We start from the raw sequence: 16,967 nt of genomic DNA on the forward strand, positions 1-16,967 counted from the left end.
CCACTTCACCGACTGGACTGCGATACTGGACCGGTGATCACGCGTGCGATCGGCGCCGGCTCCCTGGCCCGCGACCTCGGCAACTGGCAGGACACCGCCGATCGGCGGCCCGCGTACCGGGCCCTCGCGGACGGAATCCGCCTGCTGGTGCACGACGGCCGCGTCCCCCTGGGGGTGGCGCTGCCCAGCGAACGCGAGCTCGCCGCCGCGCTGGCCCTGAGCCGCACCACTATCACCTCCGCGTACACGGCGCTGCGCGAGGCCGGCTACCTGCGCAGCCGGCAGGGCGCGCGCAGCACCGTCGCGCTGCCGTCGGGCCGGACCGCCGCCCCGGCGCGGGCGGGCGGTCCCGGTCCCGCCCGGGCGCCCGAGACCGTGGATCTGAGCTACGCGTCCATGCCCGCGCCCGCCGCCGAGATCGAGTCCGCCTACGCGGCCGCGTTGCGCTCGGTGCCGGCCTACCTCGACTCGCACGGCATGGAGCCGATCGGCGTTGCCCCGCTGCGCGAGGTCATCGCCCGGCGCTACCGGGAGCGGGGGCTGCCCACGGACGCCGACCAGATCATGGTCACCTCCGGCGCGCAGCACGCGCTGCGCCTGCTGCTCGGCGTGCTCACCGACGCCGGCGACCGCGTGATCGTCGACCATCCGACGTATCCCAATGCGCTCGAGGCGATCCGGCGGCACGGGGCGCGGCCGGTCGTGGTGCCGGTGCGGCCCGAGGGCGGCGCCGACGCCGGCTGGGACCTCGAGGGCCTGCGCAGCGCCGCGCGGCAGACGGCGGCGCGAATGGCGTTCCTGATCCCGGACTTCCACAGCCCCACCGGGCTGTGCATGGGCGCACAGGGCCGGGCCGAACTCGTCCGGATCGCCCAGGAGACCCGCATGACGCTCGTCGTGGACGAGACGATGGTGGACCTGTGGCTGGACACCCCACCACCCCCCGCGGTCGCCTCGTACGGCGCGGATCGGTCCGTCGTGACGGTGGGATCCACCGGGAAGTCCCTGTGGGGCGGGCTCCGGGTGGGCTGGATCCGTGCCGACCGGTCCCTGATCACGCGGCTCGTGGGGGCACGCTCCGCCGTCGACCTCGGCACGCCGGTGATGGAGCAGCTCGCCGCGGCGCACCTGCTCGGCGACGTCGAAGACCTGCTCGAGCGGCGGCGTGGACAGCTGCGCCGCCGCCGGGCGGCGATGCTCGGCGCGCTCGGCGAGCACCTGCCCGACTGGAAGTACACGGTGGGGCCGGGCGGGATGTCGCTGTGGGTGCGGATGCCCACGCCGGTGTCGACGGCCCTCGCGGCGACCGCCCCGAATCACGGTGTGGTCCTCGCCGCCGGCCCGAGGTTCGGCGTGGAAGGCGCGTTCGAGCGCTTCCTCCGGCTGCCGTACGCGCGGGAGGTCGACGAGGTGCGCCGGGCGGTGGCGTCCGTGGCGTCGGCGTACGACGCGCTCGCCCGCGGCCGGGACCTCGCGGAACCACACCTCGTGGTCTGATTCGGAGGTGGCCGGACGGGGCCCGGGAACCGGTCCGCGGCGTTATGCTCGAGGGGTACGCACGGGCGGTCACGCCGTTGTGGCCGTCCGCGAGCCGCCACTTCGGACGGATGCGAGAACGACTGTGGCCGAAAAGGATCCGTACGCGACGCAGCGCGACATCGGGTTCGACCTCGCTGCCGAACTCGCCGCCGCCGGGTTCGACGACGCGCGGGAGATCGGGCGCGGCGGATTCGGTGTCGTCTACCGCTGCTACGAGACCGCACTCGATCGCCCGGTCGCGGTGAAGGTCCTCACCTCCCACATGGACACAGACAACCTCGAGCGTTTCCTGCGTGAGCAGCGCGCCATGGGACGGCTGTCCGGGCATCCCAACATCGTCAACGTCCTGCAGGTCGGCACCACCGAATCCGGGCGCCCGTACCTCGTGATGCAGTACCACCCGCGCGACTCGCTCGACGCGCAACTGCGCCGCTCCGGGCCCATCCCGTGGGCCGAGGTGGTGCGGATCGGCATCAAGCTGGCCGGCGCCCTCGAGACCGGCCACCGCGTCGGCATCCTGCACCGCGACGTCAAGCCGGCCAACATCCTGCTCACCGAGTTCGGCGAGCCGCAGCTCACGGACTTCGGGATCGCCCGCATCAGCGGGGGCTTCGAGACGGTGACGGGTGAGGTGACCGGGTCGCCGGCGTTCACGGCCCCGGAGGTGCTCAGCGGCCGCGTGCCCACCCCCGCATCGGACGTCTACAGCCTCGGCGCCACGCTGTTCTGCGCGCTGACCGGGCACGCGGCATTCGAACGGCGCAGCGGCGAGCGGGTCGTGGCGCAGTTCGTGCGGGTGACCACCCAGCCCGTTCCGGACCTGCGCGAGCAGGGCGTCCCGGACGGATTGTCCTCGGCGATCGAGCGTTCCATGTCGGTGGACCCGCAGGTCCGGCCCGCGACCGCCGCCGAGTTCGGGGAGCTGCTGCGCGAGGTGCAGGCCGACGAGGGTCTGCCGGTGGACGAGCTGCCGGTAGCCGGGGAACTCGAGCCGGGCTCGGAGCCCGGTCACCCTCCGTCGCCGTCCGTGTCGGAGCGGCGGAGCACCTACCGGTCCGGCGTGCGCGCCACCACCCCGCCGGTGCCGGCGACCCGGTTCCGTCCGCCGTCGACCACACGCCGGCTCGTGCCGCGACGGCGCCTGCTCGCCGTCCTCGACACGGAGCAGCGCCGGAAACTGACCGTCATCCACTCCCCGCCGGGATTCGGCAAGACCATGCTGGCCCTGCAGTGGCGCTACGCGCTCACCGAGAGGAACGTGCCCGTCGCCTGGCTCAACGTCGACCACGACGACAACAACGTGGTGTGGTTCCTGGCCCACCTCGTCGAGTCGATCCGGCAGGTGCGGCCCTCGCTGGCCCGCGAGCTCGGCCAGGTGCTCGACGAACACGGCGACGAGGCCGAACGTTACGTGCTCACCTCACTCATCGACGAGATCCACAGGGCCGGTGAACGACTCGTCGTCATCATCGACGACTGGCATCGGGTCGACGACCCCGCGACGATCGCCGCGATGGCCTTCCTGCTCGACAACGGCTGCCACCACATGCAGCTCGTGGTGGTCGGCCGGACCCGCGCGGGACTGCCGACGAGCCGGATGCGGGTGCGCGACGAGCTCGTCGAAATCGACTACGAGGCATTGCGATTCGACGAGTCCGAGGCGCGGACCTTCCTCGTCGACCTCGCCGGGCTGGACCTCGACGACGACGAGGTCGCCGACCTGACCGCCGCCACCGACGGGTGGGCGGCCGCGTTGCAGCTCGCGGCGGTGTCGCTGCGCGGACGCGAGGACCCCGGGGAACTGATCTCCCACCTGTCCGGCCGGCACCGGGCGATCGGCGACTTCCTCGCCGAGAACGTGCTCGAGTCGCTGCCCCCGGACGACGTCGAGTTCCTGCTCACCACCGCGGTGACCGAACGCATCTGCGGCAGCCTCGCCACCGCGCTCACCGGGCACGAACGTGGTCAGGCCCTGCTCGAGGACCTCGAGGACCGGGACCTGTTCCTGCACCGGATCGACGAGGACGGCCGCTGGTTCGGATATCAGCCGTTGTTCGCCGAGTTCCTCCGGCAGCGGCTCGAACGCGAGCACCCGGAGCGCGTCCCGGCCCTGCACCGGACCGCGTCCGAGTGGTACGAGGGCCATGCGATGGTCGGCGAGGCGGTCGACCACGCCCTCGCCGCGGGCGACGAGGACCGCGCCGTCGACCTCGTCGAGAAGAACGGGCGCCGGATGATCGAGCACGGGCACGCCACCACGCTGCTCGGGCTCGTCGCCAAGCTGCCGCGCCGCGCCGTGGCGGGCCGGATCCGCCTGCAGCTGTCGATCGCCTGGGGGAACATCCTGCTGCACCGCTCGGCGCCGGCGCTGCACGCGCTGGACGTGGTGGAGGCGGCGGTCGCGGCCGACGGTGTGAACGCCGAGGAGGCGGCCGACATCGCCGTCGAGGTGGAGGTCGTGCGCAGCATCGTCGCCCTGCGCTGCGACCGCCTGGAGCGCGCCGACGATCTCGTCGAGCACTGCCTGGCCCGCGCCGCCACACTGCCGCCGCTGGTGATCTCGTCCGGGCTCAACGTCGCCACGTTCGCCGCGGTCTACCGGGCCGACTACGACGAGGTGGTTCGGCTGCAGCAGGTGGCGCAGCCGTACCACGAACTCAACGAGGGCCCCTACAACACCATGCACGCCCGCGCCCTGCTGGGGCTGGCCGCGGTCGAACAGCTCGACGTCGCCGGGGCCGAGGAGCATTTCCGCGCGGGACTGCGCGCGGCGCGGCGCGGCAGCGGCCGGCACTCGTCGGCCGCGGTGCTGGCCGGGTCGATCCTCGGTGAGCTGCTCTACGAGCGGGGCGAGCTCGACGAGGCCGAGCGGCTGCTCGACGACGGCTTCGCCCTCGGCTCGGAGGGCGGTGTCGTGGATTTCAAGATCTCGCGGTACGTCGTCGGTGCCCGGCTCAAGGCCGTGCGCGGCGACCGCGAGGCGGTGGTGTCGCGACTGGCGGACGGCGCCCGTGCGGCCGCCGCCATGAACCTGGAGCGGCTCGCGGCGGCCGTCGAGAACGAACGCGTCCGGCTCGGTCTCGGGCCGCTGCCGTCTGCGCCGCGGCAGCAGCCGGTCGCCTACGGGACGCGGCCGCGCCCCGACCACGGCACGGCGGCGTGGACCGCGCAGCTCGAGGAGGCCACGGCCATCCGGGGGCTGCTCGCCGATCCGACGCCGGAGAACACCGAGCTGGCGTGCCGGTGGGCCGGCGAGTGGGTGCAACTGCTGCGCGGCAGCCGCCGGGCGCGCAGGCTGCTGCGCGCGGAGCGGCTCGAGGTGGCCTGCCTGGCCGCGGCCGGGCACGACGAGGAAGCGGCGACCCTGCTGGCCTCCGTCGCCGCGCGGTGCGAACAGGCAGGTCTGCTCCGGTTCCTGCCCGACGGCGGCCCGCTCGTGCTCGACGTCGCGCGCCGGCTCGCGGACGAACTCACCGCGGGCAGGGGCCGCGCCGGTCGCCCGGACGTGTCCCCGGCGTTCCTGCTGGACGCGGTCGATACGGGCGCCGTGCACCTCCTGTAGGCGCCTGCGGCGCCGGTGTGTCCTTCGGGTCGCCAGGGCAGCCCAAAGGACACACCGGCAGCTCCGCTGCCTAGCGCCAGACGGAGTCGACGTCGGTGGCCTCGCCGGCCGGCGGGGCCGGCGGGCCCGCCGGGGTACGGGAGAACCGGGGCGCGGGGGCGTGCTGGGTGACGCCGTCGAGCTCGATCAGCGAGCCGCGGGCCGCGATGTGCGGATTGGCCGGGGCCTCGCCGAACGTGAGCACGGGGGAGACGCACGCGTCGGTGCCGTCGAAGATCGCGGCCCATTCGTCGCGGGTCTTGGACAGGAACTTCTCGGTGAACAGCTTCTTCATCTGCGGCCACGCCGAGGTGTCGAGCTGCTGCGGCAGCTCGGCCGGATCGAGCTCGAGGCCCTGCAGCAGCAGCGCGTAGAACTGCGGCTCGATGGAACCGACGGCCATGTACCTGCCGTCGGCGGTCTCGTACACGTCGTAGAACGGCGCGCCGGTGTCGAGGAGGTTCACACCGCGCTCGTCCGACCACACGCCGCGGCCGCGGAACGCCCACATCATGTGCGAGAGCGCCAGTGCGCCGTCGACCATGGCGGCGTCGACGACCTGCCCCTTGCCGGAACTCTGGCGCTCGACGAGGGCGGAGAGGATGCCGAAGATCAGGAACATCGAGCCGCCGCCGAAGTCGCCGACCATGTTCAGCGGCGGCACCGGCCGCTCACCCTTGCGCCCGATGGCGTGCAGCACGCCCGTCAGGGAGATGTAGTTGATGTCGTGGCCGGCGGCGTGGGCGAGCGGGCCCTCCTGGCCCCAGCCGGTCATCCGCCCGTAGACCAGGCGCGGGTTGCGGGCCAGCGCGACGTCCGGGCCGAGCCCCATGCGCTCGGTCACGCCCGGGCGGAAGCCCTCGATGAGGACGTCGGCGCGCTCGATCAGCCCGAGGACCTTCTCGACCTGCTCGGGATCCTTCAGGTTGGCCTCGACGACGCGGCGGCCGCGCTGGATCTGGTCGCGGTGACCGGCGGGCGGGATCAGGCCCGGCCGCTGCACGCACACGACGTCGGCGCCGAGATCGGCGAGCAGGGTGGCGGCGTGCGGGCCGGGGCCGAGTCCCGCGAACTCGACGACGCGGATACCCGCGAGCGGACCCTTCTTCTCAACAGCTTCAGCGGACACTCGTCGAACCTCACTCGGGGTGCGTTGGGACCATTCCACGAGGAGGCTACCTTAGCGATCGCTAGAATGTGCCGGGGGTCACGGCACGTCGCCTATCCCTCGTAGAGATCCCCCTCGTTCAGCCGGGTGGCCTCGAACGCCTCCTCGAGGGTGTCGTGCCGGTACACCGAGACGACATGGTCGCCCACCACCCGGAATGCGATCGCCTCACTGCGCGGGTGCTCCGGATCGGCCGCCCACGTGGCGGTCTCCTCGACCACGACGATCCCCTCGTGCACGAACATCCGGCCGGGCCGGAACGTCACGCCCGCCGTCGTCGCCCACTCCCGCAGCTCGTCGAGGCCCTGATCCTCGTCGTCGTCCCCGGTGGGGAGCACGATGTCGTCGCTCGACAACGCCAGCAGGGTCTCGATGTCGTTGGAATTGACAGCGTCGTGCCAGGCCAGGACGGTCGCGATCTCGGAGGTGCTCATACGAGCAGATGCTAGTACCCCGGACCCGCCACGCACGGGTTGCCGCAACCTTGCCTGGCCGCGGGGTGAGGCGCACAGTGGTTCCCATGACGATCCGCGGTCAGCTCGTGAGCTTCCTGCCCAGTACCGATCTCGACATCTCGGAGATGTTCTACGTCGACACCCTCGGCTTCGAGAAGCTGTCCCGGGACCACTTCACGCTGATTCTGGACGCGGGCGGCGGCTCGCCCGTGCGGGTGACGCTGGTGCAGTCCCGCGCCGATACCGGTTACACCGCCCTGGGGTGGCGGGTACCGAACCTGAACGAGACCGTCGAAGCGCTGCGCGCCAAGGGCGTCGAATTCATCCGGTACAACGGCATGGCCCAGGACGAACACGACGCGTGGACGTCGCCCGAGGGCATGCGGGTCGCGTGGTTCCGCGACCCCCACGGAAACGTGCTGTCGCTGATGGAGGCCACCGGCTAGGGCCGACGTGGCCGCGAGGGGGCGGTTCTCGTCGACGCCACTCGCGTGATGCCGCGACAACGTTCCCCTCGGCGCAACCGCGACCGCGTCAGCTGCACCCGCTGGTGCTGCCGCACGACGGACAGGCGTGGCAGGAACCCGAGCGCTGCATCTGCACCCCGCACTGCATGCAATACGGCGCGTCGCTTCGGCGCGCACGACCCTGCCGGGTGTCGGCCACCGCGTCGTCGAAGACGGGCGCGCTGCGCTCGGCACCGGTGCGGATGCCGAGTTCGGCCCGCTCGTCCGCGTCGAGGTACTCCACCGCCAGGCGCCGGAAGATGTAGTCCAGGATCGACGTCGCGATCCGGAGGTCCGGATCGTCGGTGATGCCCGCCGGCTCGAACCGGGTGCTGGTGAACGCGTTGACGAACGTGCGCAACGGAACCCCGTACTGCAGGCCGTAACTGACCGCCATCGAGAACGCGTCCATGATTCCGGCCAGGGTCGAGCCCTGCTTGGCCACCCGCAGGAACATCTCGCCCGGACGGCCGTCGTCGTACTGGCCGACGGTGACGAAGCCCTTGCAGTCCGCGACGCGGAACTCGAAGGTGCGCGACCGGCGCAGCCGGGGCAGCCGTTCCCGCCGCGGCGCCGGGGCCGTCGCGGCCGGGGCCGCCGTGGCCGACAACGGTTGTCCCAGTTTGCAGTTGTCGCGGTACACCGCGATCGCCTTGAGCCCGAGCCGCCACGCGTCGAGAAACAGTTCCTCGATGTCGGACGCCGTCGCCGACTCCGGCAGGTTGACCGTCTTCGAGATCGCGCCGGACAGGAACGGCTGCACCGCGGCCATCATCAGGACGTGGCCGCGCGGCTCGATCACGTTGTCTCCCATCGACGTAGCGAACACCGGCAGATGCTCGGGCCGCAACTGCGGCGCGCCGACGACGGTGCGGTGCGTGTCGATGTGGGTGATCAGCTCGGCCACCTTGTCCGGGGGATAACCGAGCCGCGACAATGCCCGGGGCACCGTGCGATTGACGATGGACAGCGTCCCGCCGCCCACCAGCTTCTTCGTCTTCACCAGGGCCAGATCGGGTTCGATGCCGGTGGTGTCGCAGTCCATGGCCAGGCCGATCGTGCCGGTCGGCGCGAGGACCGTCACCTGGCTGTTGCGTACCCCGTGTTCGGCGGCGAGGGCGCACGCGGTGTCCCAGTCCTCCCGCGCCGCGGCGAGAACGTCGGCGGGTGCGACCTGTTCGTCGATGTCGTCGACGGCACCGCGATGACGGGCCAGCACCGCGAGGGTGTGCTCCCGGTTCTCGGCGAATCCGTCGAACGGCCCGAGCCGGCGCGCGAGCCGTGCCGACACCGCGTACGCGTGCCCGGTCATGAGCGCGGTGAGCGCCGCGGCGTACGCCCGTCCGGCGTCGCTGTCGTACGGCAGCCCCAGGGCCATCAGCAACGCCCCGAGATTGGCGTAGCCGAGGCCGAGTTGCCGGAACCGGCGCGAGGTCCGCGCGATGCGGTCGGTGGGATAGTCGGCGCGGCCGACGAGGATCTCCTGGCCGGTGAGCACGACCGCGACGGCGTGCCGGAACCCGGCGACGTCGAACGTGCCGTCGTCGCGCAGGAACGTCAGCAGGTTCAGGCTCGCCAGGTTGCACGCCGAGTCGTCCAGATGCATGTACTCCGAGCACGGATTCGAGCCGTTGATCCGGCCCGTCGCGGCCGCGGTGTGCCAGCGGTTGATGGTGGTGTCGAACTGCAGGCCCGGATCGGCGCACTCCCACGCTGCGGCCGCGATGCGGTGCAGCAGTTCGCGGGCCGGCACCGTGCGCACCGTCGCCCCGGTGGTCACCGCGCGCAGCGGCCACTCGGCGCCGTCGGCGACGGCCTGCATGAACTCGTCGGTCACCCGCACCGAGTTGTTGGCGTTCTGGTACTGCACCGAATGGATGTCGCGACCGTCGAGTCCCATGTCGAAGCCGGCCGCGGCCAGCACCCGCGCCTTGCGTTCCTCGATCGCCTTGCAGTCGACGAACTCCTCGATATCGGGATGGTCGACGTCGAGGATCACCATCTTCGCGGCCCGGCGCGTCTTGCCGCCGGACTTGATGGTGCCCGCCGACGCGTCCGCGCCGCGCATGAAACTCACCGGACCCGACGCGGTACCCCCGCCCGCCAGCGGTTCGGTCGACGACCGAATGCGCGACAGGTTCACGCCCGCCCCGGACCCGCCCTTGAAGATCACCGCCTCCTGGCGGTACCACTCGAGGATCGAGTCGATGCTGTCCTCGACCGACAGGATGAAGCACGCGCTGGCCTGCTGCGGGGTGTCGGGCACCCCGATGTTGAACCACACGGGGCTGTTGAACGACGCCCGCTGCGTGAGGATCAGGTACGTCAGCTCGGCGGCGAAGGCCTCCGGGTCGTCGAGGTGACCGTCGGCCGCGCCCCACGCGGTGATCGTGTCCACGATGCGGGCGACGACGTCGCGCAGCGAGCGTTCCCGCGCCTCGGTGCCGAGGGTGCCGCGGAAGTACTTTTGCGTGACGATGTCGGTGGCGATCTGCGACCAGGCGGCGGGAAACTCGACGTCGCGCTGCTCGAACACGACCGCGCCGGTGCCGTGGTGGACGATGCGGGCGTCGCGCCGCTGCCAGTCCACCTCGTCGGCCGGGTCGACGCCGGCCGTGGTGAAGAACCGTCCGGTGTCCGACTCGAGGTTCGGTTCTGCGACGTCCATCGCGTCCTCCAGGTGCGACCTGCGGGGCACATATAGTCCCCTCATGGTCTCACCCCGAATCGGCACCCCGCTCACTCCCGGCGCCCTGCGCGTCATGCTGCTCGGCGCAGGTGAGCTCGGCAAGGAGGTGGTCGTCGCGCTGCAACGGCTCGGTGTCGAGGTGATCGCGGTGGACCGGTACCCGAACGCGCCGGGGCACCAGGTGGCGCACCGCGCGCACACCGTCGACATGAGCGACCCGCAGGCCCTGCTCGCGCTCGTCGAGGCCGAACGACCCCACCTGGTCGTGCCCGAGATCGAGGCGATCGCCACCGACGCGCTCGCGATCGTCGAGGAACGCGGTCTCGCCGAGGTGATCCCGACCGCGCGCGCCACCCGGCTGACCATGAACCGGGAGGGCATCCGCCGCCTCGCCGCCGAGGAACTCGGGTTGCCCACCTCCCCGTACCGCTTCGCCGAATCCCTCGACGAGGTCCGCGCCGCCGCGGCCGAGGTCGGCTTTCCGTGCGTGATCAAGCCGGTGATGTCCTCGTCCGGCAAGGGCCAGTCCACGGTCCGCACCCCCGACGAGATCGCCGCCGCCTGGGACTATGCGCTCGCCGGCGGGCGCGTCGACCTCGGCCGGGTCATCGTCGAGGGCTTCGTCGACTTCGAGTACGAGATCACCCAGCTCACCGTCCGCGCCGTTGGGCCGTCCGGGGAGGTCGAGACGTTCTTCTGCGAACCGATCGGGCACCTGCAGCGCGCCGGCGACTACGTCGAGTCCTGGCAGCCCCAGCCGATGAGCGAGCGGGCCCTGGCCCGGTCCCGGGAGATCGCGGCGACGGTGACCGGCGCGCTCGGCGGCCGCGGCGTCTTCGGCGTCGAACTGTTCGTCGCGGGCGACGACGTGTTCTTCTCCGAGGTGAGCCCCCGCCCGCACGACACCGGCCTGGTGACCCTGCGCTCGCAGCGCTACTCCGAATTCGAGCTGCACGCCCGCGCGATCCTGGGCCTGCCGGTCGACACCGCGCTCCTCGCCCCCGGGGCGTCGGCGGTGATCTACGGCGGCATCGACGCCGCCGGCATCGCGTTCGAGGGCGTCGCCGACGCGCTGTCGGTGCCCGAAACCGACCTGCGGCTGTTCGGCAAGCCCGAGTCGTTCGTCCGTCGTCGCATGGGTGTGGCGGTGTCGACCGGCCCGGACGTCGAGACCGCGCGGGCCCGCGCGGTCGAGGCGGCATCGCGCGTGCGGCCGGTGGCGCCGTGACCGCCGGCGCGGAGGTCCTCGTCGGGCTCGCGATCCTCGTCGGCCTCGTCGGCATCGTCGTGCCGATCCTGCCGGGCACCCTGCTGATCTTCGGGGCGATCGCGGTGTGGGCCGTCCTCACCGGCGGCACCGTCGCGTGGACGGTCTTCGCCGTCGCGACGACGGCCCTGCTGGTCACCGGCATCGTGAAGTACACGTGGCCGGGAGGACGGATGCGCCGCGCCGGGGTGCCGACCCGCTCGATCGTCGCCGGCGGTCTGCTCGGCATCGTCGGCTTCTTCGTCGTCCCGGTGATCGGTCTGCTGCTCGGTTTTCTGCTCGGCACGTACCTGTCCGAGGTGCAGCGGCACCGCACCCACCGCGACGCCTGGCTCTCGACCGTGCATGCGACGAAGGCGGTGGCGCTGTCGATCCTCGTCGAGCTGCTCGGCGGTCTCGTCGCCGCCGGTGTGTGGCTCGGCGCGGTGCTGCTCACCTGAACGTCGCAGCCTCCGGATACGGCTGTGGCCGAATGTCACATCGTGTCGATCCAAACGACACGATGTGACATTCGGCCACGGCGGGGGAGCGGGTGGCGTCAGGCCTTGTGCGGCTCCGAGGCGCGGAACATGTCCTCGCGCTCGACGACCTTGACGCGCTCGCGGCCTTCGGCCTCGCCGAGGCTGCGCTCGTGCGCGTCGAGGCGGTACCAGCCCTGCCAGGTGGTGTAGGGCAGCTGCTTGTCCTCGAGGAAGGCGACGATCGCGTCCTCGGACGGGTCCTCGGGGGTATTGAGCAGCCCCTGCGCCCGGTCGGCGAGCAGGTTCGCGACGGTCTCGTTCGCATCGCCCTTGGTGTGGCCGATCAGGCCCACGGGGCCGCGCTTGATCCAGCCGGTGACGTAGGTCGCCTGCAGGTAGCGGGCGGTGCCCTCGGCGGCGTCGTCCGCGACGACGCGTCCGGCCTCGTTGGGCACGGTGCCGGCCTGCTCGTCGAACGGCAGCTTGGCGATGTTCTGCGACAGGTAGCCCACGGCCCGGTACACGGCCTGGACCTCCCAGTCACGGAACTTGCCGGTGCCGCGGACGTTGCCGGTGCCGTCGAGCTCGGTGCGCTCGGTGCGCAGGCCCACGACCTTGCCGTCCTGGCCGAGGATCTCGGTGGGGGACTCGAAGAAGTGCAGGAACAGCTTGTGCGGGCGGTCGCCGACGTCGCGGATGGCCCAGTCCTGCAGGGTGTTGGCCACCATGTCGACTTGCTTGGAATTGCGGCGCGCCGCCTCCGAGCCCTCGTCGTAGTCGATGTCCTCGGGATCGACGATGACCTCGATGGTGGGCGAGTGGTCGAGCTCACGCAGCTCGAGCGGGGTGAACTTGGCCTGGGCGGGACCGCGGCGGCCGAACACGTGCACCTCGACGGCCTTGTTGTTCTTCAGGCCCTCGTAGACGTTGGCGGGGATCTCCGTCGGCAGCAGCTCGTCGCCGGTCTTGGCCAGCACCCGGGCGATGTCGAGGGCGACGTTGCCGACGCCGAGCACGGCGACCTTCTCGGCCTCGAGCGGCCAGTGGCGGGGCACGTCCGGGTGGCCGTCGTACCAGGAGACGAAGTCGGCGGCGCCGTAGCTGCCGTCGAGTTCGATGCCGGGGATGTTCAGGGCGCGGTCGGCGTTGGCGCCGGTGGAGAAGATCACCGCGTCGTAGAAGCGGCGCAGGTCCTCGAGGGTGATGTCGGTGCCGTAGTCGAGGTTGCCGAGCAGCCGGACCTGGGGCTTGTCGAGCACCTTGTGCAGCGCGGTGATGATGCCCTTGATGCGCGGATGGTCCGGGGCCACGCCGTAACGGATGAGACCGAACGGGGCGGGCATCCGCTCGAACAGGTCGATGCTGACCTCGGTGTCGGACTTCATGAGCGCATCGGCGGCGTAGATACCGGCGGGGCCGGCACCGACGATCGCGACGCGAAGGGGACGAGTCTGATCGGTCATCAGGGGTCAACTACCTCTTCGGTGTGCGGACGGACGTGGTTCAGCTTAATTGAGGAAGGGAGCCGGCAGGGGTGGCTGCCATGGGCACGCGGGAGCGGCAGGAACTGCGCGACGAAACCGGGCGTGACGAGAAATCGCTTCAGCGACAACACATGTGGGCGCTCACTCGACACAGGTCGACGGCGAGACGTCGAACGAGGTGCGTAGAGGCCATGGGCAATTCCTACCTCGAGAGGGTTTATTGGGGCAAATGCGCCCGCGGAGGGCCGTGCCCGCGCGGCCTAGGATCGCCCCATGGCAGCCGAACGCGCACCCGAACCCGACCCGGACGAAACGGACCGCAGCAGCGCGACGCCGTTCCTCGCGGCGCTCGCGATCATCGTGGTGCTCGTCGTCGGGGTGTTCGTCGCCCAGCTGGTGTCGCCGTCGGACAGCAGCACCTCCGGGACCGAGCTCGTCGTGCGAACGGTCGACGACTACGTCCGCGCGCACAACGCCGGTGACGCCCCCGCGCAGGACCGCTTGCGCTGCGACGGGCTCCCTGCCGACCGGGCCCCGCTGGCCGGCGTGGACGGCGAGGTGCAGCTCGAGGGCGTCGAGAACGTCGAGGCGGACGGCGACCGGGGAACCGCCGACGTGCGCGCCCGGTTCGACGGGAACGAGCAGACCGCCACGTGGCAGTTCGTCCGGATCGACGACGTCTGGCGGGTCTGCACCTTCTGATCGGGGACCGGCGCCACCCGCCCGCCTGGTCGGCTCGCCGCGAACTGTGAAAAGCTGGTGCGGTGAGCTACGCAGGTGATATAACGCCGCAGCAAGCGTGGGAGCTGCTGCGTGAGAACCCGGACGCCGTGCTCGTCGATGTGCGTACCGACGCCGAATGGAAATACGTGGGGGTTCCCGAGACCTCTCCCATCGGGCGCCGCACCGTCTTCGTCGAGTGGGTGCGCTACCCGGACGGTGCCCGCAACGCGGGGTTCGTCGAGCAGCTGAAGGACGCCGGCGTGACCGGCGGGCCGGTCGTGTTCCTGTGTCGCTCGGGACAGCGTTCCATCGCGGCCGCGGAAGCGGCCACCGCGGCGGGCCTGGCCCCGTCGTACAACATCGTCGAAGGATTCGAAGGCGGCCTCGATGCCGAGAGGCATCGCGGAGCCGAGGGCTGGCGGGCCGCGGGCCTGCCGTGGAGGCAGTCGTGAGCGCAATTCCCAGGGGCGGCGCCTTCGAGCGGCCGCTGCCGGCATCGGTGCGTCCCGCCACGCTCGGCGTGCGCGGCGGCACCATGCGGTCCGGATTCGAGGAGACCTCCGAGGCGATCTACCTCAATTCCGGTTTCGTCTACGAATCGGCCGAGGCCGCGGAGCAGGCGTTCACGGGCGACGTGGACCACTTCGTCTACTCCCGGTACGGCAACCCGACCGTGAAGATGTTCGAGGAGCGGCTGCGGCTGCTCGAGGGCGCCGAGGGCTGCTACGCCACCGCCTCCGGCATGTCGGCGGTGTTCACCTCCCTCGCCGCGCTGCTCGGCAAGGGTGATCGCCTGGTCGCGGCCCGGAGCCTGTTCGGCTCCTGCTTCGTGGTGTGCAACGAGATCCTGCCCCGCTGGGGCGTGGAGACGGTGTTCGTCGACGGCGAGGACCTCGACCAGTGGGAACAGGCGCTGTCCGTGCCCACGACCGCGGTCTTCTTCGAGACGCCGTCGAACCCGATGCAGACCCTCGTCGACGTGCGCCGGGTCTCCGAGATGGCCCACGCCGCCGGTGCCAAGGTGGTGCTCGACAACGTCTTCGCCACGCCGCTGCTGCAGCGCAGCCTGGATCTCGGCGCCGACATCGTCGTGTACTCGGGCACCAAGCACATCGACGGCCAGGGCCGCGTGCTCGGCGGGGCGATCCTCGGCCCGCAGGACTACATCGACGGCCCGGTGCAGCAGCTCATCCGGCACACCGGCCCGGCGCTGAGCCCGTTCAACGCCCACACCCTGCTCAAGGGCCTCGAGACACTGCCGCTGCGGATCCGGCACTCGGTGGAGTCGGCCGGGCGGATCGCCCGCTTCCTCCAGGACCACGCCGCGATCAAGTGGGTCAAGTACCCGTTCCTCGAGTCGCACCCGCAGTACGACCTGGCGCGGTCCCAGATGAGCGGCGGCGGCACGGTCGTGACCTTCGAGCTGGACGCCCCGGAGGGCGAGGGCAAGAAGCGCGCGTTCGAACTGCTCGACGGGCTGCGCATCGTCGACATCTCCAACAACCTCGGCGACGCCAAGTCGCTGATCACCCACCCCGCGACGACGACGCACCGGGCGATGGGTCCGGAGGGCCGGGCGGCGATCGGCCTGTCCGACGGTGTGGTCCGGTTGTCGGTGGGGCTCGAGGATCCGGAGGACCTGCTCGAGGACTTCGAGCAGGCGCTGAAGTAGCCCGCTGCCACGTCGGAGGCGACAGCCACGTCGAGGCCGTACCGGCATCGCGGACTCCGACCCCCTGGGCCTGCCGAGTCGATGACACCGGCCGTACCGGACACCGAAGGAGAGCCGGCTCGGCGGTCGGGTGTGCTTCGGTAACGTACAAGTCGACCCGCAACTGCGTGTCGTTCGATCGGCTCTGCACAGCCGAACTGTGGGAGGTTCCCGTGGCTGGTGGTCTCGTCGCCCTGTTGGACGACGTCGCGGCACTGACGAAGGCGGCCGCGGCGTCCATCGACGATATCGGCGCCGCGGCCGGCAAGGCCGGGGTCAAGGCGGCCGGTGTCGTCGTCGACGACACCGCCGTCACCCCGCGCTATGTGCACGGGTTCACCCCCGATCGAGAACTGCCGATCATCCGCAAGATCGCGACCGGGTCGATCCGCAACAAGCTCCTGATCATCCTGCCGGTGGCGATGCTCCTGAGCCAGTTCCTGCCCCAGGCGCTGCCCTACCTGTTGATCGCCGGTGGTCTGTACCTGTGCTACGAGGGGGCCGAGAAGGTCTACGAAGCACTCACCGGTGGTCACCACGACGAGGACGCGACTGCGGGGCAGAGCGGGCCGGAGTTCGAGAAGTCGATGGTCAGCGGCGCGATCCGCACCGACCTCATCCTGTCGGCCGAGATCATGGTGATCTCCCTGGCGTCGGTCGAGGACGAACCGTTCCTCACCCGGCTGCTGGTGCTCGTCGTCGTCGCGATCCTCATCACCGCCCTGGTGTACGGCGCGGTCGCGCTGATCGTGAAGATGGACGACGTGGGCCTGTCGCTCGCCCGACGCCGATCGTCGTTCAGCCGACGATTCGGGCGGGGGCTCGTGGCCGCGATGCCGAAGGTGATGACGGTGCTCACCGTGGTCGGGATCGCCGCGATGCTGTGGGTCGGTGGCCACATCCTGCTCGTCAACGTCGGCGAGGCAGGATTCCATTGGCCGGCCGACCGCCTCCACGATCTCGAACACTGGTTCGGCGATCTCGTGCACGGCGGCTTCGGCGGTGTGCTGTCCTGGACTGCCGGGACCGTGGCGTCCGCACTCGTCGGGCTCGTCGTGGGCGCGATCATCGTCCTGATCGCGCACCTGATTCCGAAACGGAAGAAGCGCGGCGCGGCGCACTGACGATGTCGACGTCCTCCGATGGGGTCACCGGGGTGGGGAACCGGTCGAAGACGGCGTCGGGCCGCCGTCCCCGGACCCGGCGTCCTGCGATACGCTGCGGTGACCCCGCTTGCCGGCGGGGTGCCGCAGCGTATCGGTGAAGTCCGGTGTAATCCGGCACTGTCCCGCAACTGTGAGGCCGGCAGCGCGCTGCCGGACGAGTCAGGTCGGCCGGCGCGGCGGTCACGTACTGGTCCTCG

13 protein-coding genes and 1 riboswitch are annotated in these 16,967 nt (G+C 71.2%); of the genes, 9 read left to right on the top strand and 4 right to left on the bottom strand.

The window, feature by feature from the left end:
* The first annotated feature begins 33 nt into the window (after window positions 1–33).
* On the top strand, window positions 34–1,497 hold the full coding sequence (locus JYA75_RS11405; RefSeq protein ID WP_006945460.1) for a PLP-dependent aminotransferase family protein: 1,464 nt from the start codon (window positions 34–36) through the stop codon (window positions 1,495–1,497).
* A gap of 124 nt (window positions 1,498–1,621) precedes the next feature.
* On the top strand, window positions 1,622–5,101 hold the full coding sequence (locus JYA75_RS11410; RefSeq protein ID WP_006945466.1) for a serine/threonine-protein kinase: 3,480 nt from the start codon (window positions 1,622–1,624) through the stop codon (window positions 5,099–5,101).
* 70 nt (window positions 5,102–5,171) lie between these two features.
* On the opposite strand, the gene JYA75_RS11415 is transcribed toward JYA75_RS11410, so the two are convergent.
* Window positions 5,172–6,269, bottom strand: a complete 1,098-nt coding sequence (locus JYA75_RS11415) for a CaiB/BaiF CoA-transferase family protein (protein WP_029545380.1) — start codon at window positions 6,267–6,269, stop codon at window positions 5,172–5,174.
* Window positions 6,270–6,361: 92 nt separating this feature from the next.
* Entirely contained in the window at window positions 6,362–6,742 is a 381-nt protein-coding gene (locus tag JYA75_RS11420; protein WP_006945477.1) for a nuclear transport factor 2 family protein, read from the bottom strand.
* Window positions 6,743–6,828: 86 nt separating this feature from the next.
* On the opposite strand from JYA75_RS11420, the gene JYA75_RS11425 reads away from it, so the two are divergent.
* On the top strand, window positions 6,829–7,209 hold the full coding sequence (locus JYA75_RS11425) for a VOC family protein (RefSeq protein ID WP_050035689.1): 381 nt from the start codon (window positions 6,829–6,831) through the stop codon (window positions 7,207–7,209).
* A gap of 88 nt (window positions 7,210–7,297) precedes the next feature.
* Here the strand turns inward: JYA75_RS11425 and JYA75_RS11430 are convergent, their stop codons facing one another.
* A complete protein-coding gene (locus JYA75_RS11430) occupies window positions 7,298–9,937 on the bottom strand; it encodes a vitamin B12-dependent ribonucleotide reductase (protein ID WP_203330055.1) in 2,640 nt (879 codons plus the stop codon).
* Window positions 9,938–9,980: 43 nt separating this feature from the next.
* Between JYA75_RS11430 and purT the strand changes: the two genes are divergently transcribed.
* Both purT and JYA75_RS11440 read left to right on the top strand, forming a co-directional pair.
* Window positions 9,981–11,186, top strand: coding sequence for a formate-dependent phosphoribosylglycinamide formyltransferase (gene purT / locus JYA75_RS11435; RefSeq protein ID WP_006945490.1), 1,206 nt, complete (start codon window positions 9,981–9,983; stop codon window positions 11,184–11,186).
* Window positions 11,183–11,665 (top strand): DUF456 domain-containing protein, encoded by a 483-nt coding sequence (locus tag JYA75_RS11440; protein WP_006945492.1) that lies wholly within the window; start codon window positions 11,183–11,185, stop codon window positions 11,663–11,665. Before purT ends, JYA75_RS11440 begins: the two co-directional genes overlap by 4 nt.
* Window positions 11,666–11,763: 98 nt before the next feature.
* Here JYA75_RS11440 and JYA75_RS11445 read toward each other — a convergent pair whose 3' ends face one another.
* A complete protein-coding gene (locus tag JYA75_RS11445) occupies window positions 11,764–13,149 on the bottom strand; it encodes an FAD-dependent oxidoreductase (protein WP_203330056.1) in 1,386 nt (461 codons plus the stop codon).
* A gap of 294 nt (window positions 13,150–13,443) precedes the next feature.
* Here JYA75_RS11445 and JYA75_RS11450 point away from each other — a divergent pair, with 294 nt between their 5' ends.
* The 4 genes from JYA75_RS11450 to JYA75_RS11465 all read left to right on the top strand — a co-directional run bounded on the left by JYA75_RS11450 (window position 13,444) and on the right by JYA75_RS11465 (window position 16,728).
* Window positions 13,444–13,872: a membrane protein gene (locus tag JYA75_RS11450; RefSeq protein ID WP_029545375.1), complete on the top strand. Its 429-nt coding sequence runs from the start codon at window positions 13,444–13,446 to the stop codon at window positions 13,870–13,872.
* A 62-nt stretch (window positions 13,873–13,934) separates the two neighbouring features.
* Window positions 13,935–14,345: a rhodanese-like domain-containing protein gene (locus JYA75_RS11455; protein ID WP_006945501.1), complete on the top strand. Its 411-nt coding sequence runs from the start codon at window positions 13,935–13,937 to the stop codon at window positions 14,343–14,345.
* Window positions 14,342–15,565, top strand: coding sequence for an O-succinylhomoserine sulfhydrylase (locus JYA75_RS11460; RefSeq protein ID WP_006945502.1), 1,224 nt, complete (start codon window positions 14,342–14,344; stop codon window positions 15,563–15,565). Before JYA75_RS11455 ends, JYA75_RS11460 begins: the two co-directional genes overlap by 4 nt.
* 212 nt (window positions 15,566–15,777) lie before the next feature.
* A complete protein-coding gene (locus tag JYA75_RS11465) occupies window positions 15,778–16,728 on the top strand; it encodes a DUF808 domain-containing protein (protein ID WP_029545373.1) in 951 nt (316 codons plus the stop codon).
* Between the two features lie 89 nt (window positions 16,729–16,817).
* A riboswitch (cobalamin riboswitch) is annotated at window positions 16,818–16,961 on the top strand.
* Window positions 16,962–16,967 lie beyond the last annotated feature (6 nt).

Source organism: Rhodococcus sp. PSBB066, assembly GCF_017068255.1.
Lineage (GTDB): Bacteria > Actinomycetota > Actinomycetes > Mycobacteriales > Mycobacteriaceae > Rhodococcus > Rhodococcus aetherivorans.